We start from the raw sequence: 21,338 nt of genomic DNA, 5'->3' as shown, positions 1-21,338 counted from the left end.
TATTGTGAATGAGCCAAGATATTTTTGCACAACCAAAGCAACAATTATTTGGCTCATTTTCATTTAACTATAAAAACTATGCGAATGAAAAAGTTTTCTTTTTTATTGTTCTGTGTTGCATTTTGCAATTGTCTCTTTGCACAAACCATTATTCAGCACGATGCAGAAATTGAACAAATGGTTCAACAGGTAAATGCAGATTCTTTGCAATCTTATATCAAATCGTTGGTGGCTTTCGGTACGCGAAGCACATTGAGTAATCAAACGAGTGCAACCAAAGGCATTGGCGCGGCACGCAATTGGGTGCTTGGAAAATTCAATTCGTTTGCCAAACAATCAGGAGGCAGATTGAGCGCATACATTGATACATTTACCGTGCCATCGGACGGGAAACGTATCAACAGAAATGTAGTGTTGGGCAATGTAATGGCTGTATTGAAAGGTACGGATACTGCTGACCGGCGCATTTTTATTATCAGCGGGCATTTAGACAGTCGCCGTACAGATGTCATGGACAGCACCAATGATGCACCGGGTGCAAACGACGACGGAAGCGGGAGTGCAGCTGTTATCGAATGTGCGAGAATTATGAGTAAGCACCGGTTTCCGGCGACGATAATTTTTGTTACTGTAAGCGGCGAAGAACAAGGTCTGTTCGGTTCGCATCATTTAGCAGAACGTGCAAAAAAGGAAAACTGGAATGTAGAGGCTATGCTGAACAATGATATTGTCGGCAGCAATAACAGCAACGAAACAAATATCATCAACAACACGCAAGTGCGTGTTTTCAGCGAAGGTATTCCGGCAAATGCATCTGAAAGAGAAATCAGAATAATACGGCAGCTCGGTTTGGAAAATGACAGCAAGTCGAGAGAACTTGCGCGTTATGTGAAAGAAACAGGCGAGCGTTATGTGGACAATCTTGAAGTCAAATTAATTTACAGAATCGACCGTTTTTTGCGTAGCGGCGACCATGTTCCTTTTCTTGATAATGGTTTTACGGCTGTGCGCATCACGGAAATGAATGAAAATTTTAACCATCAGCATCAGGATGTGAGAAAAGAAAATGGGATTCAATACGGAGATTTAACGGAGTTTGTGGATTTTGACTACCTGCGAAAAAATACGGCGTTGAATTTGTGCAACCTTGCAAATCTTGCAAAGGCTCCGTCTGTTCCTACAGATGTTTCGGTAGAAGTACGAAAATTGACCAACAGCACATTACTCTCGTGGAAAGCGCCGAAAACCGGCAATGTAAAAGGTTATTATGTACTGATGCGAGAAACCTCGAGTGCGGTGTGGCAAAAGAAAATCTTCACAACAAGCACATCTATTGAATTGCCATATTCAAAAGACAATTATTTCTTTGCCGTGCAAAGCGTGAACGAATCGGGCAATGAAAGTCTGCCTGTCGTGCCGATGCCGGGACGTTAATTTCTTATTCTATTTTGATAAAGAAAGGCGCGACCGGCATATTATTTCCTTTGGAAAAAATATTGCCCATCCGTGTATTGTCAAATCCGTATTTTACAGTTTTCGGTTTTGCAATATTTTTATTGTAAACGATAATGGTGTTTCCTGCTAATTTTGTTTCGGCAGGATAAAATACGCTGTCCGCTCCGGCAATATACATGTTTCTTATCGTTTTGTCTTTGCAATACACGCCTTGTTCTGCATTGTTTAGTTGTATCACTATTTTATTTTTATCCAAATGATAAGATTCGTACATAGGAGAGAAATTGTGAAAATTCGCAAGATGATATGTTTTATTCAATGCAATTTCCGCGAGCCTGTAACCGACTTCGTGCTTGTAATGCGGATGAATGTCAGAAGTGTCTTCTGCTAAATCGGAAGTAATGACCATTCCTGTGTTCGGCAATTGAAGTGCATCTGTTTGTGCTTGTCTTATGTAAGCCGCTCCATCTTTTGTTCCGTAAGAAAAAGGTGCAATTTGCACAAAATAAAAAGGTAATTCATAATGCCAGGACCTGCGCCATGACAGAATCAGATCTTTAAACAATTCCGAATAAGATTGATAAGTATCCACATTCGATTCGCCCTGATACCAGATGGCTCCTGCTATTTTAAAATTTTTCAGTGGATAAATCATCGCATTATAAGCAAAGCCGGAAGACGTAGTCCAACTATCGGAGGGTTTCAGTTTTTGCTGCCATTTTTTTAGGAATGGATTTTTATTAATCACATTTTTCGGTGTCCATACTTCCGCAGGCGTTCCGCCCCAGTTGGAAGAAATCAGTCCGATGGGAACATTCAGATTTTTATCTAACTTCTTTCCAAAGAAATATGCGACCGCGCTAAAATTTTTCAATGTATTGGAATCGCAGTTTAACCAATTTCCGCCGCAATTGTCCTGTGGATATTGCGCTGTTGTTCGAGGAACTTTGAAGAAATGCAACTGCAACTGATTACAGGTAGGAAAATCTGCTGCAATGTCCGGAGAATTGCGCCAGTTGTAGGTAAATTCCATGTTAGATTGTCCTGAGCAAATCCAAACTTCGCCAAGCCAGACATTATGTAAAACAATGGTATTGTAATCTTTAAATGTAATAGAATAAGGTCCGCCTGCTTTTGGCGTGTGAAGTTGGACATTCCATTTTCCGTTACCATCTGTTATGGTTTTTACGGTGTCTTTTGTCCATGAAGGTTGTATGGAAATTTTTTCTGCCGGGTCACCCCAACCCCAAAGATTTACCTCTGAATTTTGTTGTAAAACCATTCCATCGGATAAGATATTTGGCAGTCTTATTTGGGCTTTAGTTTGATAAACGAAAAATATAGTTGCTAAAACAATGAAGTACTTTTTCATATAAAAATCTTTGAAGGGTAAATGTACAACCTTGCAACAAAAAATGCCCCGCAAAATTTGCGAGGCATTTTTGTGTTATGAGAAGATGTAATTATTATTTATCTTCTTCTGATTTCAATTTAGCTTTAATATCTGCCAAAGCGCCGAGGTCGCCCAAAGTTGTTTTTTCAACTTTGCTTTGAATAGCTTTTACAGCTTTCTTAGTACTTTCTGCTTCTGCTTTAGCTTCTTTCTTAGCTACTTCTTTTACTTCAGCTTCTGCCTGTTCCCACACGCGGGCATGACTCAATACAATGCGTTTTTCGTTTCTGTCAAATTCGATTACAACGAATTCCGCAGTATCGTCAACATTCAGGCTTGTGCCGTCTTGTTTAGCTAAATGACGATTAGGAACAAAACCTTCAATTCCGTAAGGCAATTGTACCAAAGCGCCTTTTTCATCTTTGCGGGTAACAGTTGCTTCCAGCTTAGTGCCTACTGCAAATGTATCTTCCAAAGCATTCCAGGGGTCTTCTTCCAATTGTTTGTGTCCCAACTGCAATTTGCGGTTTTCTTTGTCGATAGACAAAATGATGGTGTCGATTTCATCGCCCACTTTCACATATTCGGATGGATGGTTGAAACGTTTCAACCAGCTCAAATCGCTGATGTGAATCATACCGCCGATGCCCGGTTCAAGTTCAACAAACACGCCGTACGGAGTGATGTTTTTAACCAAACCTTTGTGTTTGCTTTCTTCAGGGAATTTATCTTCGATTGTGCTCCACGGGTCTTCTGTCAATTGTTTGATAGAAAGGCTCATTTTGCGCGCATCTTTATCAAGTGTTACCACTTTAGCTTCGTATTCGTCGCCGAGCTTGAAAAATTCTTTTGCATTGATAGGCGTGTTAGCCCAAGTGATTTCACTCACGTGAACCAAACCTTCAACACCCGGAAGAATTTCCAGGAATGCACCGTAATCTTCGATATTAACCACTTTGCCTTTTACAACTGCACCTTCAACAATTGTTTCAGGCAACACATCCCAAGGATGCGGAGTCAATTGTTTCAAGCCAAGGCTGATACGTTTTTTGTCGTCGTCGAAATCCAATACAACCACTTGAATTTTCTGGTCTAATTTCAACACCTCTGCCGGGTGGGAAATTCTGCCCCAGGAAATATCTGTGATGTACAACAAACCATCCAATCCGCCCAAGTCCATGAACGCGCCGAAGTCTGTAATGTTTTTTACAGTTCCTTCCAACACCTGTCCTTTTTCCAATTGGCTGATGATTTGCGCGCGTTGTGCTTCTATATCGCTTTCGATAAGCGCTTTGTGCGATACAACGGCATTCTTGATAGTTTCGTTTACCTTCACTACTTTGAATTCCATTGTTTTGCCTACGAATTGGTCGTAGTCAGTAACAGGCTTCACGTCGATTTGAGAACCCGGCAAGAAAGTTTCCATGCCAAAGATATCTACAATCAAGCCGCCTTTTGTTTTGCTGGTAACCAAACCTGTAACAATTTCGCCTGTTTTGTTTACTTCCACAATGCGTTCCCAAGCGCGGTGCGTACGTGCAGATTTACGGCTAAGGTGAAGATTACCCTGGCGGTCTTCTTTTTCTACCACCATTACTTCTACTTCGTCGCCGATTTTTGTGCCGGGTAAGTCACGGAATTCGTTCAGAGAAATTAAGCCGTCGCTTTTGAAGCCAATGTTTACTACAGCATCGGTTTTGGTAAGACCAACGATAGTGCCGTTTACCAGTTCGCCGTCTTCAATTTGCACGAAAGTGTTTTCGTACACTTTGTCGAATTTTTCTTTTTCTTCTTTGGAATAATGAGAAACATTGCGTTTGTCAATAGACCAATCGAAATCGTCGTGTGCTGTTTCAGCAATTTCAGGAACATTTGTTGTCGCTGTTGTAGCTTCGGTTTCAACCGTTGCCGCTACTTCCTGTTCAGCGTTTTGATTAACAATATTGTTTTCACTCATCTTAAAATTCCCGAAGGGTTTTTATTTCGGGGTTGCAAAGATAAGCATTTTTCAGCATTTATGAGGATTTCAAAAGAATTTGAAGGCAGAGACTTTTTTTTGAAAAATGATGTAAAATGAAATGTATTTGTCAAATGTGTTTTCTTTTTACCTAACAATATTTCATAACAATTCCTATCTTTAGCTGCTTCTAAATTTTTTATGATGAGAAAAGTTATCATTTTCCCTGTATTCTTATTCCTGTTGTTCAGTAGTATTTATGCACAGCGACGCCAGCGAACCTTACCGTTTGACACTTCCTTTGTACGCACGCATTATACCAAACACGAATACATGATTCCGATGCGCGACGGTGTTAAGTTGTTTACGGCAGTTTACACACCAAAGGACACTGCAAAATCTTATCCGTTTATGATGGAAAGAACCTGTTATTCCGTTGCGCCTTACGGCGAAGATAAATATCCTTATTCGCTTGGACCATCGCCGGATTTCACTACCGAAGGGTTTATTTTTGTTTATCAGGATGTACGCGGAAAGCATCACAGCGAAGGTAACTGGACGGAGATTACCCCTTTTATAGAAAATAAAAAGGGCGCGCAACATGATGAAGCTTCCGACACGTATGACGCTGTTGATTGGTTAATAAAAAATATTCCGCACAACAACGGGAAAGTAGGCGTGTGGGGAATTTCTTATCCCGGATTTTTTGCCACGAACGCTGCGTTGGCGGGGCATCCCGCAATTAAAGCCGTATCGCCGCAAGCGCCCGTAACCAATTGGTTTTTAGGAGATGATACGCATCATAACGGCGCCCTGTTTTTGATGGACGAATTTGATTTTGATTATTGGTTTGCCAATTCGACCAATGGTCCGAATAAGGATAAAATGCCGCCGTTGAATGCGAAGTTCAGCGATAATTATCAGTTCTATCTCAATATGAAAACTGTTCCCCGTGCGAATGAATTATACTATCATCATCTGGTTCCGTTTTGGGATACAATTTTAATGCATCCGAACTACGATGAATGGTGGCAGGCGCGCGACATCAGAAGATTTATGAGCAATGTAAAACCTGCAACGCTGGTGGTCGGCGGCTTTTACGATGCGGAAGACCAATGGGGCGCAATGAATACTTACGAAAGCATCGAGCATAAAAATGCAAATAATCAAAACACTTTGATTATGGGTCCCTGGTATCACGGTGGCTGGGCGAGCGGAAATATGGACCATTTGGGCGATATTCCTTTTGGCTTTAATACAAGTAAATGGTTTCAGAAAAATATTCAGTTCCCTTTCTTTATGCACTATCTGAAAGATGCTCCTTTGCCGCATCTGCCCGAAGCATTGTTGTACGATGTGGGCTTAAATCAATGGGACAGTTTTTCAGAATGGGCATCGAAAGATATCGTTCCCGCGAAGTTGTATTTCAACGAAAATAATGCCGTTACTTTTACGCCGCCTACGGCAACCAATTCTTATGACGAATATATTTCCGACCCGAATAAACCCGTTCCGTATCAAGGCGGCATCAAAGCAGACAGAGGTGTTACTTATATGGATGACGACCAACGCTTTGCTTCGCAACGTCCCGATGTGCTTGCGTTTGAAACGCCTGTGCTTGACAGCGACGTAACGCTTGCGGGCGAAGTGGCTGCGAATTTATATGTATCTGTCTCGGGAACAGATGCAGATTTTATTGTAAAGCTGATTGACGTTTCGCCTGACACAGCGAGCAATTACAGAATCGATAATAAAATTGTTCCCGCAGGCGGATACCAGGCGTTGGTACGCGCGGAAGTGATGCGCGGCAAATTCCGCAACAGCTTTTCAAAGCCCGAACCTTTTGTGCCGAACAAACCGACTTTGGTAAAATTCCATGTGCCGGATGTTTTATACACTTTTAAGAAAGGGCATAAAATAATGTTGCAAGTGCAAAGCTCGTGGTTTCCTTTGCTGGATATGAACCCGCAAGTATTTGAAGATATTTACAAAGCAAAGCCCGAAGACTTTAAAAAAGCAACAATCCGTTTGTATCATCAGAAAGATTTGCCGTCGAATATTCAGTTGGGCATTTTGCCGAAAGATAAGCAGCATATGTTTGAGGTTAGTAACTGATAATGTATTTTTAATTCGTAAATTTGCAAACTATAAATTTGTGAAATGGATTTAGCGGAACTATATAAACGTGCCTTAGACTTTGAATTTCTTTCTGTGGAAGAAGGTATGTATTTGTATCACAATGCAGCCTTGACGGACTTAATGTTTATCGCAGACGAACTGCGTAAAAAGCAAGTGCCGCACGGAAAAGTTACGTGGCAGATTGACCGCAATGTAAACACGACAAATGTGTGTGTGGCGAATTGTAAGTTCTGTAATTTCTTCCGTATTCCCGGTCATAAAGATGCATACATTACAGGCATGGATACCTACCGCAAGAAGATTGTTGAGATGATGAAATTCGGCGGCGACCAATTGTTGCTGCAAGGTGGTCATCATCCCGAATTGGGTTTGCAGTTTTATGTGGACACTTTCAGCGCTATTAAAAATGAATTTCCGAATATTAAATTAAATGCGCTCGGTCCGCCGGAAGTAGCGCATATTTGCAAGCTCGAAGGTATGAGTCATCGCGACGTGCTGATTGCATTGAAAGGGGCAGGTTTGGATACGTTGCCGGGCGCTGGCGCAGAGATTTTGGTGGACAGGGTTCGCCGTTTAATCAGCAAAGGAAAATGCGGCTCTGATGAATGGCTTGACATTATGCGAGAAGCGCATCAATTGAATATAACGACCAGCGCAACCATGATGTTCGGTCATGTGGAAACGATTGAAGAGCGTTTTATTCATTTGGTAAAACTTCGCGAAGTGCAGGCTGCAAAGCCGGAAAATGCAAAAGGCTTTTTGGCATTTATTACCTGGACTTTTCAGGATGTAGATACTTTGCTCACGCGCATTCGAGGTGTGCATAATCTCACAACGGCAGATGAGTATATCCGCATGATTGCATTGAGCAGAATTATGTTGCCGAATATTAAAAATATTCAGGCGAGTTGGTTGACTGTCGGTAAACAAACAGCGCAGGTTTGTTTGCACGCAGGCGCGAATGATTTCGGCAGCATTATGATTGAAGAAAACGTAGTAAGCGCGGCAGGTGCGCCGCACAGGTTTACATACAAAACCATTCAAAGCGCCATTCGAGAAGCAGGTTTTGAACCGCAGTTGCGTAACCAACAATATGAATGGCGTGAAATTCCCGAAGCGATTCAGGAGCAGGTGATTGATTATTGATTTTGGAGTTATTGGTTTATATGTTAATTGAATATTGAGATATTGCTTATTGAATATTTCTAAAAAGCTCTTTGATAAAAACATTTTACAAAATATTGGGGCTGTATTGGTTTTGACAGCATCAGTAGCGGTAAGTGTAAGCATGCAGCGCGTTGTGTAATTAGCGCTTTAATCTGAATACTCAAAATTCAAATGGCAACACTCAGTTTGCTATGGCTGCCTAATTAGTTAATTAGACATCCGTTCGGGCCGCGTTGAGCAGGTTGGTCTGCTGCCAAGCTCCGCCGCCGACTCAAATCAAAATGCAGATTGCTGCAACCTCAGGCTGTGCCGGTTGCAAAAGATTTATTCAGCTAAGTGAAAGATTGGTTGGTTTATTTCCTGTCTTTCGCCGACAAATAATAATAAACTAAGCATGTAGAAAGCTTATGGCAACGATGTTTGGACGCGAGTTCGACTCTCGCCAGCTCCACAACTAATTATTAGTCTTATAGCTGTATTATTAGTTTGTAATACTAATTTCATAGTTTTTAATTAGTTCTTCTATTTCTTCAGGCGTTACATTTCTTGGCTGATTATTTAAGTTAATAACAATCAATAAACCCATTGTGGAAGATGTTCGCAAAAATGTATTAACCAATTTTAATTGGTCGCTTTGCTGCAAATAACCGCTCTGCGGATTCCAGGTTTCAGCCGTTGCAAGACAGCCGTCTGTCGGGGTTAAAGGGTAGAAAGTTCTGCCGGCAAAAAACTTTGCATCCAGCGTACTGCCGTGAACAATAATATATCGACGACCGATTTTTCCTGCATAAAAACTTTCCTGCATGGGCAAATAATTTTGCCACGACGGCGGCAATAATCTTTTATAATTATCCAACTGGCTTGCAGTCGGGTCGTATGTAATACCGCGATAAAAAACAGAATCGTTTTGAAACGGAATAACGGATTGTAAATTCGGTGTCGGACCGATTAAATGGTCTATTGACGAACCAATGCCGGCAATTCGATAAACGCCTTGCGGCGTATTTCCGTTTGTGATAAAATAAGGCATTCCGCTGCCCGAACGCGCGAGCTGTTTTATGGTAATCAATTTTCCGGAACTGTCTTTGGCAAAACTCCCGTCCTCGTACTGAACAATGCAAATGCCCGAGTAATCGCGGTTCCAGCGCTGAAAGCTGTAAATGACTTTTTGCCCGAACAATCTTTGATAGTTGAATAATTCCCTCAGTGAAGGCGTTGCGCTATGTTCATCTTTCACATGGTTTAACAGATATTTTCTCAGTTCCGCAAGAATGGGAATGGACTGATATTGCGCAAATTGAATGTCCATTTGATGCAAAATTCTTCGTACAAATTCCGCCGATGAGTCGTTGCGGAAATTGTATAATGCTTCCATTGCAAACAGCTTCGGATTTTTTTCATAAGGAAGAACTGCCGCAACTTTCTGATTGTACAATGTTGGATAAATGCCATAAATGCCCATTAGCAAAGTTTCACGCGTGTATTCATCTGACTGAAAATACCAGTCAAACATTTTTTCAAAACCGCGTTTCGTATAAGGAGTATCAATCAAAAACTGAATTGCCGACAATGTTGCATCCTGGAACCTGTCTTCGGTATATTGATTTAATGGTCCTGTATAAGTTTCTTTAATGGTTTTATTGTACAAATAATTTTCAAACTTTTCCCTTCTTGTTCCCAAGGTAAACGGCGATTGTATTGTACGAATATCGTATTGATAAATGCTGTCTTGTTGCTTTGGTATGCTATCCTGCGCATCCGCTGAAATGCCAATGCAGCAAAGGATTAAGAGAATGTAAGATACTTTTTTTAAGGTCATTTTATGTAAAGAGAAATGATTGGACAGCTTGAAAAATCTCTGTGCAACGTTGTGTTTTCTTCGTGTAGCCCTATTGCAAATTATTACACAGAGCTACACGAAGTCTGCACAGAAACACATAGAGAATGCGCTGAATAAATTTTATTCGAAATAACTGAAACTCGTTTCAGGCGTAATTGTTTTCAACGTATCGTACATCAGTTGAATCGTGTTTTTAATATCGTCTTTATGCAGCATTTCAACTGTTGTGTGCATATAACGCAAAGGAATAGAAATCAATGCCGACGGGCATCCGTCGTTCGCGTAGGCAAAACTGTCTGTATCCGTTCCCGTGCTGCGGCTTGTAGCGCGAAGCTGCACATCAATCTTCGATTTCTTTGCAACGTCTTGTATTAAATTCAGCAATTTATTTTGCACTGCAGGACCGTAGGTTAGTGCGGGACCTTTGCCGCAAGCCGTGTCGCCTTCGATGTTTTTGTTGATGAAAGGCGTTTGTGTATCATGTGTTACATCTGTGATAATTGCTACGTTCGGTTTGATTCTTCGTGCAATCATTTCCGCGCCGCGCAAACCAATTTCTTCCTGTACCGCATTTACAATATACAAACCGAAAGGTAATTTCACATCGTTCTCTTTCAGCAATCGCGCCACTTGCGCAATCATAAATCCGCCGATACGATTGTCAAATGCACGACCTATATAATAACCATTTGCCAATTCTTCAAAACCATCTTCATACGTTACAACCGCACCTACGTGAATGCCTAAATCTTCCACTTCTTTTTTACTTCTTGCACCGCAATCGAGAAATAAATTGTCGGGTTTCGGTGTAGGTTCTTTTTGGTCAGGATTGTGTCTTGTGTGAATGGCGGGCCAACCGAAAACGGCTTTTACGGCGCCTTTTTTCCCGTGAATCCACACACGCTTTGCAGGTGCAATCTGGTGGTCAACACCGCCGTTTCTTCTTAAATAAATAAAGCCTTGCTCATTGATGTAATTTACAAACCAACTGATTTCATCGGCGTGCGCTTCTATCACAACTTTAAACGGATGTTCAGGATTTATTACGCCGACTGCTGTGCCATAAGCATCTGTAAAATGTGTATCAATAAAGGGTTTCAGGTATTCGAGCCACAATTTTTGCCCGCTTGTTTCAAAGCCTACCGGCGATGCGTTGTTGATGTATGTTTTTAAAAATTCTAACGATTTGTCGTCTAAGATTTGTTTTTTAGATTCTTTCTTTTTTGTCTTTGCCATGAGGTTTTTTTATTTGGAATCAAAAGTAAAAATTAAAAAATAAAAACAAGTTATTTAATCCACAGACTCGCAGCAATTCCACACGCAGCTTTTACGAGCATCAGTCCGTCAATTACAATTAAATAATACAAAATAGGTTTGCGATGGTGCATGGAATAAGCGACGCTTAATAAGCAAATAAAAGGAATAGTATTAATTGCAATACTAAAAAAACTAAAATGCATTACGCTTGTGAAAAACCAAAACGACATCAAGCCCATTAACGCAAGCGGCAACAAAATTGTGAAAATTGTTCTGCGCAAACCTACGCGCACCACAAATGTTTTTAGTTGCTTATTATAATCGTCGGCATAGTCTTTAATGTCGAACATGATGCAAAGAACAGAAATAAACATCAGGTTTTTGATAAATAACCATACGCCGCTTATCGTAATCAGATAATGCCGGTTAATTTGCCATTTATAAAACATAATGGGATAAATGGTAACCGCGCCTGCCCAAACGAAACCTATCAAAAAAGGTTTTGCCCAGCCGCTTTTGCGAAGATTGATTTTGATAAAAGGAAAATAATCGCTGCCGTAATAAAACAGCGCAACCAAAGGTACAATCAGCAATGCGAGCCATTCGTCCCAGTGCAAACTGAAAATTTCGTGAAACTCTACCACGCATAAATACAATGCAGAGCCGAGCATAATAAGCGTATAAATTATTTGCGTAATAGTTATTGTCAAATAATTATTGATATACCACTGCGTGCGTTTATTGTAATAAGGATTTGTATTTCCGGCAGTTTTGGGCAAAGCATTTTTGCGCAATGCTCCCGATAAATTTATTTCGCCCAGATATGCGTAAGAATAATAAACAATGGTGCCTGTAATCAGAAACAAATAATATACCGGCGTATTCAGCGGAATGCCTTGTTGTAATGACGCCTCAACAGACAATGCAACAGTACAAAGCGCGTAAAAATAATTGCCGAAAAAAATGAAATGAATGAATTTGTTGCGCAAGAAAATGATGTTTTTAATGATGTAAAAATATTCAATAATCTTTTATCGTGTCAGAAGATATTTCCGCCTGCGTGGGAATATCAAATTCACTTAATTTTGCCTTTCATTTTTCAAAGTGTGGATAAAACTTTTATCAAAAATATTTTTTCAGGTTCGCACATTCAACTGTCGCAGATATTGGAAATTTTTCGTTTTCAATATCTGAACAACGAGGTGTATCGCGCCTGGTGCGATTGTCTGAAAATCGATATTGACAAAGTGGATGCGGTTGAAAACATTCCTTTTTTGCCAATTTCTTTTTTCAAAACACATAAAGTTGTATGTGGAAATTTTGAACCGGAATTGGTTTTTGAAAGCAGCGGCACCACGCAAACGGTTAACAGCAAACATTTTATAAAAAATGAAAACCTGTATAAAGAAAGTTTCATAAAATGCTTTGAGCTGTTTTACGGAAATATTGATGAATACTGCATTGTAGGGCTTCTGCCTAATTATTTGGAGCGAGGAAATTCGTCTTTGGTAAAAATGGTGGATGAATTAATTAAGCTGTCCAATCATGCTGACAGCGGATTTTATTTGTACGAATTTGACAAATTACATTTGCTCTTGCAGAATTTGGAAAATAAAAAACAAAAGACGTTGCTGTTTGGCGTTACATTTGCGCTGCTCGATTTTGCGGAGCAATTTCCCATGCAATTAAAAAATACAATTGTAATGGACACAGGTGGTATGAAAGGTCGTAAAAAAGAAATGACGCGCGATGAAGTGCATGGTTTTTTGAAACAAAATTTAGGCGTAAAAGCAATTCATTCGGAATATGGTATGACGGAATTACTGAGTCAGGCTTATTCCAAAGGCGACGGAAAATATGTTTGCCCGCCGTGGATGAAAGTGTTGCTGCGCGACGAAAACGACCCATTGCTCGTGCGGCAAAAAGGCAAAGGTCTAATCAATATAATTGACCTTGCAAACATTTACAGTTGCTCATTCATTGCAACGGACGATGTGGGTAGTATCGAAGAAAATTATTTTGAAATCTGGGGCAGGCTGGACAACAGCGATTTGCGCGGATGCAGTTTGCTTGCAGTTTAACGTTTTGTTTGAAAAACTTTTTTCCGTTATTTTAAACTTAAAACATTCGTTTAATTCTAATGATATAATTGTTTGGTTTATATTTACATTACTAAAAATAACAAGAAGATGAAAAAATTAATAATCGGTTTATTTGCGCTCGCAACCACTACCGCTTTTGGACAGTATCGTCGTGGAAACAGTATTGTGATTCAACCGCAGGTAGGTATTTTTGGCGGGTTGTCTGTTGCCAATCAATATGTTCATGTTCCTTATGACGGCGATTATTCCGATAATGCTTTGGCAGGCGGCATTGCGGGCATACAGTTGGCTTTGCCGGTCAGCTACGGTTGGTATATTCAGCCGGAAGTTTCGTATAGCAATATGGGAACACAGTTTTACCAATCAGACGATGCATATCAAGGAAATGTGAACTTGCACATGAACTATCTGAATGTTCCGGTTTTATTCAAGTATAGCGAACCGTTTACGGGATTAGGTGTTTTCTTCGGTCCGCAATACAGCTATTTGTTAAGTGCGCATCAGAATGCTACCGGTTCTCAGAAACATGAATATGAAAGCGAAGATGTGAAGGATTATTATCACAACAGCGATTTTTCCGGTGTAGTAGGTTTGGAATATTATTTCCCCAACAACGGAATGCCGGGCGCAAAATTCGGGTTAAGCGTTCGTTACCAGTTCGGTTTCGTAAATGTAAATAATGGAGCTATAGACTACGGTACGACAATTCATAATAATGCTTTTTTCCTGACGGCAGGAATAAGGTTTTAAAGAGAGAACACAATTTATTTTTAAAGCTCGCTTTCACGGCGGGCTTTTTCTTTTTTGGCAATTAATTCTTCAAAAAGCTATTGTTTTGAAAATTGTGTGAAGTAATTTTATCTTCTATTATGGCTAAGAATCTATCTCAAAAAAATGCGGTGCAGGACAATGATATTTTCGTAAAAGGCGCACGCACGCACAATCTTAAAAATGTTGATGTAAAATTTCCGCGCAATAAATTCATTGTGGTTACAGGCGTTTCCGGCAGCGGAAAATCTTCGCTTACGATTGACACTTTGTTTGCCGAAGGACAACGTCGCTATGCGGAAAGCCTGAATGCTTATGTGCGTCAATTTATGGCGCGAATGAACAAGCCCGATGTTGATTTTATCAAAGGACTTTGTCCCGCGATTGCGATTGAGCAAAAGGTTACCACGCGCACGCCGCGCAGCACCGTCGGCAGTATGACGGAAATTTACGATTATCTGCGTTTGTTGTATGCAAGAATCGGTAAAACTATTTCGCCAATTAGTGGGAGAGAAGTGAAAAAAGATGATGTGGACGATGTATTAAAAAGCATTGATAAAACATCGCTCGGCGCTAAGATTTATATTCTTTCAAAATTTAAGCAACACAGCAACCGCGACACAGAAGAAGAACTTCAAATACTGATGCAGAAAGGCTTTGCGAGAATTTTATTTTTTCCGAAAAAGAAAAATGAAACACTTGAACTGGAACAAATCGAAGATGTATTGTCGATTGATAAAAATGAATTGAAGAAGAAATTTTCTTTGAATGATGTTTATCTTTTGGTTGACAGAATGATTAAAAAAGATTTTTCGGAAGAAGATTTTCATCGCTTAACGGATTCGATTTCAACAGCATTTTACGAAGGCGAAGGCGAAATGCAATTGCTTATTGACGAGAAAGATTTAATTCCTTTCAACAATAAATTTGAGTTGGACGGAATGGTGTTTGAAGAGCCTGTGCCGAATTTGTTTTCATTCAATAATCCTTTCGGCGCGTGCCCAACCTGCGAAGGTTTCGGGCAAGTGTTGGGCATTGATAAAGAGCTCGTCATTCCCGATAAAAGATTGAGTGTCTTTGAAGGCGCGGTTGCACCGTGGAAAGGAGAGAAGATGGTTTGGTGGAAAGAGCAGTTCATTAAGAAGGCGCATCTCTTCAAATTTCCTATTCATAAGCCTTATAGCGAATTGACACCCGAACAAATCAAGGTTTTATGGAAAGGCAACAGCGATGTTTATGGCATTGATGATTTCTTTAAAGACGTGCAGCAGAATTTATATAAAGTTCAGTATCGCGTATTGCAAAGCCGCTATCGCGGACGAACGGATTGTCCCGATTGCGATGGTTATCGTTTGCGCCCCGAAGCGTTGTATGTGAAAATCGGAAGCAAACATATCGGCGAACTTTGCCGTATGCCCGTGAAAGATTTAAAACTTTGGTTCGATGAATTGAAATTATCAAAGCACGAAAATGAAATTGCAAAAAGATTGTTGATAGAAATTCATCAACGCTTGCAAACCTTGCTGGACGTAGGTTTGGGCTATTTGACTTTGGATAGATTGGCAAATTCGTTAAGCGGCGGCGAAAGCCAAAGAATACAATTAACGAGAAGTTTAGGTAGTAATTTAACAGATTCGTTATACATTCTCGACGAGCCTTCCATCGGTTTGCATTCGCGCGATACGGACAGGTTAATCAAAGTATTGAAGCAATTAAAATCGCTCAACAATACAGTCGTTGTAGTTGAACACGATGAAATGATGATGCGCGAAGCTGACCATATTATCGATATGGGACCTTTGGCTTCACACCTCGGCGGCGAGGTAATTGCAGAAGGAAATTATGATGCCATTATCAAAAATCCGGAAAGTCTTACAGGAAAATATCTGACAGGCGAATACAAAATCGAACCGCCGAAAACCACGAGAAAATTTCGTTCAAGCATTATCATTGAAGGCGCTACGCAAAACAATCTGAAGAACATTGATGTAACTTTTCCATTGAACGTAATGTGTGTGGTAACGGGTGTTTCTGGCAGCGGCAAGACGACTTTGGTAAAACAAATTCTTTATCCTGCGTTAATGAAAATGAAACAAGGCACGACTGAAAAAGTGGGTGCGCACAAAGCGCTTACGGGCAATATTGACGAGATTCAACAAATAGAAATCATTGACCAAAACCCGATAGGAAAATCATCGCGGAGTAATCCCGTTACTTACATTAAAGCGTATGACGAAATCAGGAATTTATTTGCAAAACAGCACTTGGCAAAAATTCGCGGCTATCAACCGAAACACTTTTCGTTCAATGTGGATGGCGGTCGCTGCGATGCGTGCAAAGGCGAAGGCGAACAAACTATAGAGATGCAATTTCTTGCGGATGTTCACTTGACTTGTGAAGTGTGCAAAGGCAAACGTTTCAAGGAAGAAGTATTGGAAGTTCAGTACAAAAATAAAAGTGTGTACGATGTTTTGGAAATGAGTGTGGACGAAGCGATTGAATTTTTTAAAGATGAAAAACAATTGGCGAAAGCGCTGCAACCCTTGCAGGACGTTGGTTTGGGCTACATCAAGCTCGGTCAGTCATCCGACACGTTGAGCGGCGGCGAAGCGCAGCGCGTGAAGCTCGCAAGTTTTTTGGGCAAAGGAAAAGGCAACGGAAATATTTTATTCATCTTTGATGAACCTACGACGGGATTGCATTTTCATGATATTAAAAAACTGCTTGCATCGTTCAATGCATTGATAGAACAAGGACATTCACTAATCATTATTGAACATAATACCGATGTGATTAAGTCCGCAGATTGGGTCATTGATTTAGGTCCCGAAGCGGGCGACGGTGGCGGAAGCCTTGTGTTTGCGGGCGTTCCGAAGGATTTGAAAAAGGTAAAAGAGAGTTTTACCGGGAAATATGTCTGAACCGTGATTTGTGGGACATGTATGATTATATAGAAGTGCGAAGTTCAGCGTGTTCATATTTTTCAAAGTTGATAATAATTGGAACAGTAATTAGACCTTTGATTCAATCAACAATTACTTCTTATTTTTAATCTCTTTTAAAAATTAATTTATGAAATGAGCCATAAGAATTTCGCATACACAAAGCGATGATTATTTTAGCTCATTCCATCTGACAATTAAAAAACAATAAAAAATAAACAGATGAAAAAGATGTTTTTATTCGCAGTCGCTATCACTGCGTTTTCTTTTGCTAAGGCGAATACAAATGCCGACACTACGGCAAAAGTTCATTTATATAATCCGAAGGCAAATGCCGAAGCGGATATTGCGAAAGCTGTTGCACAGGCGAAGCGCGAACATAAAAACGTCTTCATTCAGCTTGGCGGCAATTGGTGTCCGTGGTGTTTGGAGTTTAATCGTTTTGTAACAACGGACAGCGAATTGGATTCCACGCTGCACACTAATTATGTAGTTTATCATCTGAATTATAGCCCTGAAAATAAAAATGCAAAAACACTGGAACGATTGCAATTTCCCAACAGATTTGGTTTCCCTTGTTTTATTATTTTAGATGAAAACGGAAAGGAAATTCATATTCAGGATAGTGCCTATCTTGAAAAAGGCAGTAGCTATGATAAAGACAAAGTGTTTCATTTTTTTTACAGGTGGACTCCGAAAGCCTTGCAGGCAAGCACCTATAAGAAAGTGCTGGGCTTATAAAATTTAATGTATTGATGTACATTTATTTACTTGATAATCATTCAGTTTTTATTTTACCTTACGAACATTAATTTATATAAACAACATCTATGAACATCACATTTCACGGCGCGGCGCGCACAGTTACAGGTTCTAAACACTTAATCAAATTAAAAAACGGCAAACAAATTTTACTCGATTGCGGTTTGTTTCAGGGATTGGGAAAGGAAACGGATTCGCTTAATCAACAACTTGGTTTCGATGCTTCGCAGGTAACGTATATGCTGCTTTCGCACGCGCATATCGACCATACCGGATTAATCCCGAAGTTGGTAAAAGAGGGATTTAGCGGCAACATCTATTGTACAAGCGGCACAAAAGATTTGACGGAGGTTTTGCTTGAAGATTCAGGAAAAATTCAGGTGGATGACGTAGCATATTTGAATAAAAGAAGAGCGAGACAACATTTGCCGCCGCTCGCACCTTTGTATGATTTGGATGATGTGGCAAAGGCACTTCCTCGCTTGACAAAGGTCGATTACAACACATGGACAAAAATTGATGAAGATATTGAAGTCATGTATGCCGATGCCGGGCATATTATCGGTAGTGCGTCGGTGCATATGCGCATTACGGAAGATGGAAAAACGCAGCAAATATCTTTCAGCGGCGATGTCGGGCGTTACAGAGATATTATTTTGAAATCGCCGGAGTCCTTTCCGCAAGCAGATTTTGTGATTATTGAAAGCACATATGGCAACAGTCTGCATGAAGATGTATTTAATTCTCCGGAACAATTGTTGGGTTTTGTACAAAAGACTTGTGTGGAGAAAAAAGGTAAGCTGATAATTCCCGCGTTCAGCGTTGGGCGTACGCAAGAGTTATTGTATTTTTTGAATCAATTGTACAATGAGCATCAACTGCCGAATGTGCCTGTGTATGTAGACAGCCCGTTGAGCTATGAAGCTACGCAGGTTGTAAAAAATCATCCGGAAGCATTTAATCCGCGTCTTAAAAAACTATTGGAAACCGATGAAGACCCGTTTGGTTTTCAGGGTGTTCATTTTATCGAAAATGTTGATGAGAGTAAGGCTTTGAATACCGACCACCGACCGATGATTATTATTTCAGCAAGCGGTATGGCTGATGCCGGTCGCGTGCAACATCATATTTTAAACAATATTGGCAACAATCAAAATACCATTTTATTGGTGGGGTATTGCGAGCCGAATTCCCTTGGCGGAAGACTGATGCGCGGTGCAAAAGAAGTACGCATTTTCGGCGATGAATATAAGGTGCTTGCAGATATTGGCGTGATGCGGAGCATGAGTGCGCACGGCGATTATGATGATTTATCTCAGTTCCTTGCTTGCCAAAATCCTGCGGAAGTCAAACGATTATTTATTGTTCACGGCGAATATGATGTGCAGCAAGAGTTTCAACGCAGGTTGCTGAAAAAAGGTTTTAAAGATGTGCAGGTGCCTGATTTGCACGAGACATTTCCCTTGGAATAACATTTAAATTTTAAAGCAGCATGAATTTGTATGTTGCCTCTTTGTTTGAGCCAAGCGCAAACAAAGAGGCAATCTTTTTTGTATAACTAAACAATGGGAATTAATGCAGGTTGCTCCAGTCTTGTACATTAATCACATTTGCCTGTCTTGGAAAAATTTTTGTTGTTAATACGCGGTGTACTTCTTCATCGCCGTCCGCGCAGCAGTCGGCAATTACAGTCAGTTGATAATCTTTATCCGCCGCTTCGCGCAACGTTGATAAAACCACACCGCTTGTTGAAATGCCCGTCAGTACAAGGTGTTGTACATTTTGTCCGCGCAGCACAATTTCTAAATCGCTTCCTGCAAACGCGCTGATGCGGCGTTTTGTAACAATAATGTCGCTTTCCTGCGGCGCAACATCCGGATGAATTTTTATCCATTCGTTCATGTCGGCATTTGCCATTCTTTGTTTGACTTCGGAAAAGCCTTTGTTGTTCGCACTAATTTCGGGCATTCCCTGACGAAAACCGACAACTACATAAATAACCGGAATGTGTTGTTGCCGCGCACTTTCAATCGCTTTTGTAACATTTGCAAGAATACTTGTTGAATCGGGGAGCATCCCGACGATAGGCAATTGCATATCCATTACGAGCAATGCTTTGTTTGTCTGTTCCATTTTTTTGTTTTTTATAATTGATTGGTTTAAAATATTTTTCATTAAAGATGAAATACTTTATGTTGCCTATTTTCCACTTCACTTTATTTATATAAAAAGCTATTGTGTCTATGTGCTTTGAGTAGTTGTAAAATTTTTGTTGATGATATTCAAATACTTTCCAGCATTTCTTCTTCAGCTTCAATATTTGCTTGCAATGTTGCGGCGTTCTGTCTTTTCTTTTTCAAAATTTTTGCGAAAAAGAGCGCAACAGTAATCCCGATAATTCCTTGAGCAAGTATTGTGTTCGGCGCGCCTATGTGTTCGGAAATTGCGCCAACGACAAGACTTCCGAGCGGTAGCATACCAAAGATTGCAGTCAGTAAAATGCTGATGGCTCTTCCTCTCATTTCGGGAGAAGATTCAGACTGAACAATGATATTGCAGGTTGTGAATTGCGCCACGCCGCCAAATCCTGTAATTGTGGCGAATAACATAGCTAAAGGAAAATTGGTTGTGTGAGAAAAACAAATCAATCCGGCACTAAGAATAATTGTGCTGAGTACCAATACTAATCTTAGTGGAGCATCTTTCTTAAACGATGCTAAAAGAATGGTGCCTGCTACTGCGCCAATGCCGATGAAACTTGAAATATAGCCGAAAGTCGCGGCGTTGCCTTTGAAAATTTCTTTTGCGAAAACAGGGATAAGCGTATCGTAAGGCAATACCAATAAACCTGTGATACTGAGCATTACAATCACTAAACCGATGGATGATTCCTGCGTCAAATAATCAAATCCGTCTTTTAATTCCTTGAACACATTTTTTTTCGGACGCGTAGGTTTTATATTTTTGGGCACTTTCATAAACGCGATAGAAAGCATAACGCCGCCGAAACTTGCAGCGTTTATAAGGAAGCAAATTCCTGCTCCGAATTTTTCCAGTATAATTCCCGACAGCGCAGGACCAAGCAACTTTGCGAGACTTGCCATTGAAGCGCTTAGCGAAAGCGCGCTTGGCAAATCGGCTTCATCGGTTACTACTTCATTAATCATGGATTGTCTTGCCGGAATGTCGTAGGCATTGATAATGCCGAGAACCACGCTAAGCGCTAATATTTCCCAAACTACATAATGTTTCGTCATTACCAAAACGGCAAGTAATGTTGCCTGAATCATAGATGTAATTTGTGTGATATTGACAATCTTGTAACGGTTGTACCTATCTGCCGCAACGCCGCCGAAGGCAGAAAACAGAAACGATGGAAACTGCTCCGCAAACACACTGAGACCGAGCATGAAAGGCGAATGTGTGATGCTGTAAACCACCCACACGACTGCTGTCCGCTGCATCCATGTACCGAATTGCGATACCGAACGCCCGATAAAATAGAAAGTGTAATTTCTGCTTCGAAATGCTCTGAATGTACTGATTTTGCTCATCT

At 40.5% G+C, this 21,338-nt stretch carries 15 protein-coding genes and 1 other RNA gene; 9 read left to right on the top strand and 7 right to left on the bottom strand.

The genetic code is table 11. The annotated features are described in order from the left end of the window. Positions 1-84: 84 nt before the first annotated feature. Positions 85-1,434, top strand: coding sequence for a M20/M25/M40 family metallo-hydrolase (locus tag A9P82_RS03890; protein ID WP_066204370.1), 1,350 nt, complete (start codon positions 85-87; stop codon positions 1,432-1,434). A gap of 4 nt (positions 1,435-1,438) precedes the next feature. Here A9P82_RS03890 and A9P82_RS03885 read toward each other — a convergent pair whose 3' ends face one another. Both A9P82_RS03885 and rpsA read right to left on the bottom strand, forming a co-directional pair. Beyond that, the gene (locus A9P82_RS03885; RefSeq protein ID WP_066204368.1) at positions 1,439-2,827 is read right to left on the bottom strand and encodes a sialate O-acetylesterase; all 1,389 of its coding nucleotides are present in this window, start codon (positions 2,825-2,827) and stop codon (positions 1,439-1,441) included. 94 nt (positions 2,828-2,921) lie between these two features. Further along, a complete protein-coding gene (gene rpsA / locus A9P82_RS03880) occupies positions 2,922-4,805 on the bottom strand; it encodes a 30S ribosomal protein S1 (RefSeq protein WP_066204366.1) in 1,884 nt (627 codons plus the stop codon). Between the two features lie 201 nt (positions 4,806-5,006). Between rpsA and A9P82_RS03870 the strand changes: the two genes are divergently transcribed. The 3 genes from A9P82_RS03870 to ssrA all read left to right on the top strand — a co-directional run bounded on the left by A9P82_RS03870 (position 5,007) and on the right by ssrA (position 8,565). Then, complete coding sequence (locus A9P82_RS03870) at positions 5,007-6,920, top strand: CocE/NonD family hydrolase (RefSeq protein WP_231891201.1); 1,914 nt, start codon at positions 5,007-5,009, stop codon at positions 6,918-6,920. A 45-nt stretch (positions 6,921-6,965) separates the two neighbouring features. Further along, positions 6,966-8,090, top strand: a complete 1,125-nt coding sequence (locus tag A9P82_RS03865) for a CofH family radical SAM protein (RefSeq protein ID WP_066204358.1) — start codon at positions 6,966-6,968, stop codon at positions 8,088-8,090. 97 nt (positions 8,091-8,187) lie between these two features. Beyond that, positions 8,188-8,565: a transfer-messenger RNA gene (gene ssrA, locus A9P82_RS03860) on the top strand. A 27-nt stretch (positions 8,566-8,592) separates the two neighbouring features. Here the strand turns inward: ssrA and A9P82_RS03855 are convergent. The 3 genes from A9P82_RS03855 to A9P82_RS03845 form a co-directional block, all read right to left on the bottom strand. Next, positions 8,593-9,930: a hypothetical protein gene (locus A9P82_RS03855; RefSeq protein ID WP_066204356.1), complete on the bottom strand. Its 1,338-nt coding sequence runs from the start codon at positions 9,928-9,930 to the stop codon at positions 8,593-8,595. A 141-nt stretch (positions 9,931-10,071) separates the two neighbouring features. Next, positions 10,072-11,187, bottom strand: a complete 1,116-nt coding sequence (locus A9P82_RS03850; protein ID WP_066204354.1) for a M42 family metallopeptidase — start codon at positions 11,185-11,187, stop codon at positions 10,072-10,074. 50 nt (positions 11,188-11,237) lie between these two features. Next, positions 11,238-12,197, bottom strand: coding sequence for a UbiA prenyltransferase family protein (locus tag A9P82_RS03845; protein ID WP_066204350.1), 960 nt, complete (start codon positions 12,195-12,197; stop codon positions 11,238-11,240). Between A9P82_RS03845 and A9P82_RS03840 the strand changes: the two genes are divergently transcribed. The 5 genes from A9P82_RS03840 (at position 12,177) to A9P82_RS03820 (ending at position 19,254) form a co-directional block, all read left to right on the top strand. After that, on the top strand, positions 12,177-13,289 hold the full coding sequence (locus tag A9P82_RS03840) for a LuxE/PaaK family acyltransferase (protein WP_082915208.1): 1,113 nt from the start codon (positions 12,177-12,179) through the stop codon (positions 13,287-13,289). The two genes, A9P82_RS03845 and A9P82_RS03840, sit on opposite strands and share 21 nt — an antisense overlap. A 108-nt stretch (positions 13,290-13,397) precedes the next feature. Then, the gene (locus A9P82_RS03835; protein WP_066204344.1) at positions 13,398-14,060 is read left to right on the top strand and encodes a porin family protein; all 663 of its coding nucleotides are present in this window, start codon (positions 13,398-13,400) and stop codon (positions 14,058-14,060) included. A 119-nt stretch (positions 14,061-14,179) separates the two neighbouring features. Further along, positions 14,180-16,999 (top strand): excinuclease ABC subunit UvrA, encoded by a 2,820-nt coding sequence (uvrA, locus tag A9P82_RS03830; protein WP_066204342.1) that lies wholly within the window; start codon positions 14,180-14,182, stop codon positions 16,997-16,999. A 243-nt stretch (positions 17,000-17,242) separates the two neighbouring features. Continuing rightward, positions 17,243-17,761 carry a thioredoxin family protein gene (locus A9P82_RS03825; RefSeq protein WP_066204340.1) on the top strand — a complete coding sequence of 173 codons (519 nt, stop codon included), beginning with the start codon at positions 17,243-17,245 and terminating at the stop codon, positions 17,759-17,761. 89 nt (positions 17,762-17,850) lie between these two features. Then, positions 17,851-19,254 carry an MBL fold metallo-hydrolase gene (locus A9P82_RS03820; RefSeq protein WP_066204338.1) on the top strand — a complete coding sequence of 468 codons (1,404 nt, stop codon included), beginning with the start codon at positions 17,851-17,853 and terminating at the stop codon, positions 19,252-19,254. Positions 19,255-19,354: 100 nt separating this feature from the next. On the opposite strand, the gene A9P82_RS03815 is transcribed toward A9P82_RS03820, so the two are convergent. Continuing rightward, the gene (locus tag A9P82_RS03815; RefSeq protein WP_066209556.1) at positions 19,355-19,915 is read right to left on the bottom strand and encodes a cysteine hydrolase family protein; all 561 of its coding nucleotides are present in this window, start codon (positions 19,913-19,915) and stop codon (positions 19,355-19,357) included. A gap of 149 nt (positions 19,916-20,064) precedes the next feature. Next, a complete protein-coding gene (locus A9P82_RS03810; RefSeq protein WP_066204336.1) occupies positions 20,065-21,336 on the bottom strand; it encodes an MFS transporter in 1,272 nt (423 codons plus the stop codon). Positions 21,337-21,338: the final 2 nt, after the last annotated feature.

This window comes from Arachidicoccus sp. BS20 (assembly GCF_001659705.1).
Lineage (GTDB): Bacteria > Bacteroidota > Bacteroidia > Chitinophagales > Chitinophagaceae > Arachidicoccus.
The sequence above is the reverse complement of the archived record's forward strand: the minus strand, read 5'-3'. Positions and strand labels throughout refer to the sequence as shown.

Excerpts from the sequence above, each read along its gene's own strand:
- A9P82_RS03890 (WP_066204370.1), top strand. The coding sequence starts at position 85 with ATGAAAAAGTTTTCTTTTTTATTGTTCTGTGTTGCATTTTGCAATTGT.
- A9P82_RS03885 (WP_066204368.1), bottom strand. The coding sequence starts at position 2,827 with ATGAAAAAGTACTTCATTGTTTTAGCAACTATATTTTTCGTTTATCAA.
- rpsA (WP_066204366.1), bottom strand. The coding sequence starts at position 4,805 with ATGAGTGAAAACAATATTGTTAATCAAAACGCTGAACAGGAAGTAGCG.
- A9P82_RS03870 (WP_231891201.1), top strand. The coding sequence starts at position 5,007 with ATGATGAGAAAAGTTATCATTTTCCCTGTATTCTTATTCCTGTTGTTC.
- A9P82_RS03865 (WP_066204358.1), top strand. The coding sequence starts at position 6,966 with ATGGATTTAGCGGAACTATATAAACGTGCCTTAGACTTTGAATTTCTT.
- A9P82_RS03855 (WP_066204356.1), bottom strand. The coding sequence starts at position 9,930 with ATGACCTTAAAAAAAGTATCTTACATTCTCTTAATCCTTTGCTGCATT.
- A9P82_RS03850 (WP_066204354.1), bottom strand. The coding sequence starts at position 11,187 with ATGGCAAAGACAAAAAAGAAAGAATCTAAAAAACAAATCTTAGACGAC.
- A9P82_RS03840 (WP_082915208.1), top strand. The coding sequence starts at position 12,177 with ATGAATGAATTTGTTGCGCAAGAAAATGATGTTTTTAATGATGTAAAA.
- A9P82_RS03835 (WP_066204344.1), top strand. The coding sequence starts at position 13,398 with ATGAAAAAATTAATAATCGGTTTATTTGCGCTCGCAACCACTACCGCT.
- uvrA (WP_066204342.1), top strand. The coding sequence starts at position 14,180 with ATGGCTAAGAATCTATCTCAAAAAAATGCGGTGCAGGACAATGATATT.
- A9P82_RS03825 (WP_066204340.1), top strand. The coding sequence starts at position 17,243 with ATGAAAAAGATGTTTTTATTCGCAGTCGCTATCACTGCGTTTTCTTTT.
- A9P82_RS03820 (WP_066204338.1), top strand. The coding sequence starts at position 17,851 with ATGAACATCACATTTCACGGCGCGGCGCGCACAGTTACAGGTTCTAAA.
- A9P82_RS03815 (WP_066209556.1), bottom strand. The coding sequence starts at position 19,915 with ATGGAACAGACAAACAAAGCATTGCTCGTAATGGATATGCAATTGCCT.
- A9P82_RS03810 (WP_066204336.1), bottom strand. The coding sequence starts at position 21,336 with ATGAGCAAAATCAGTACATTCAGAGCATTTCGAAGCAGAAATTACACT.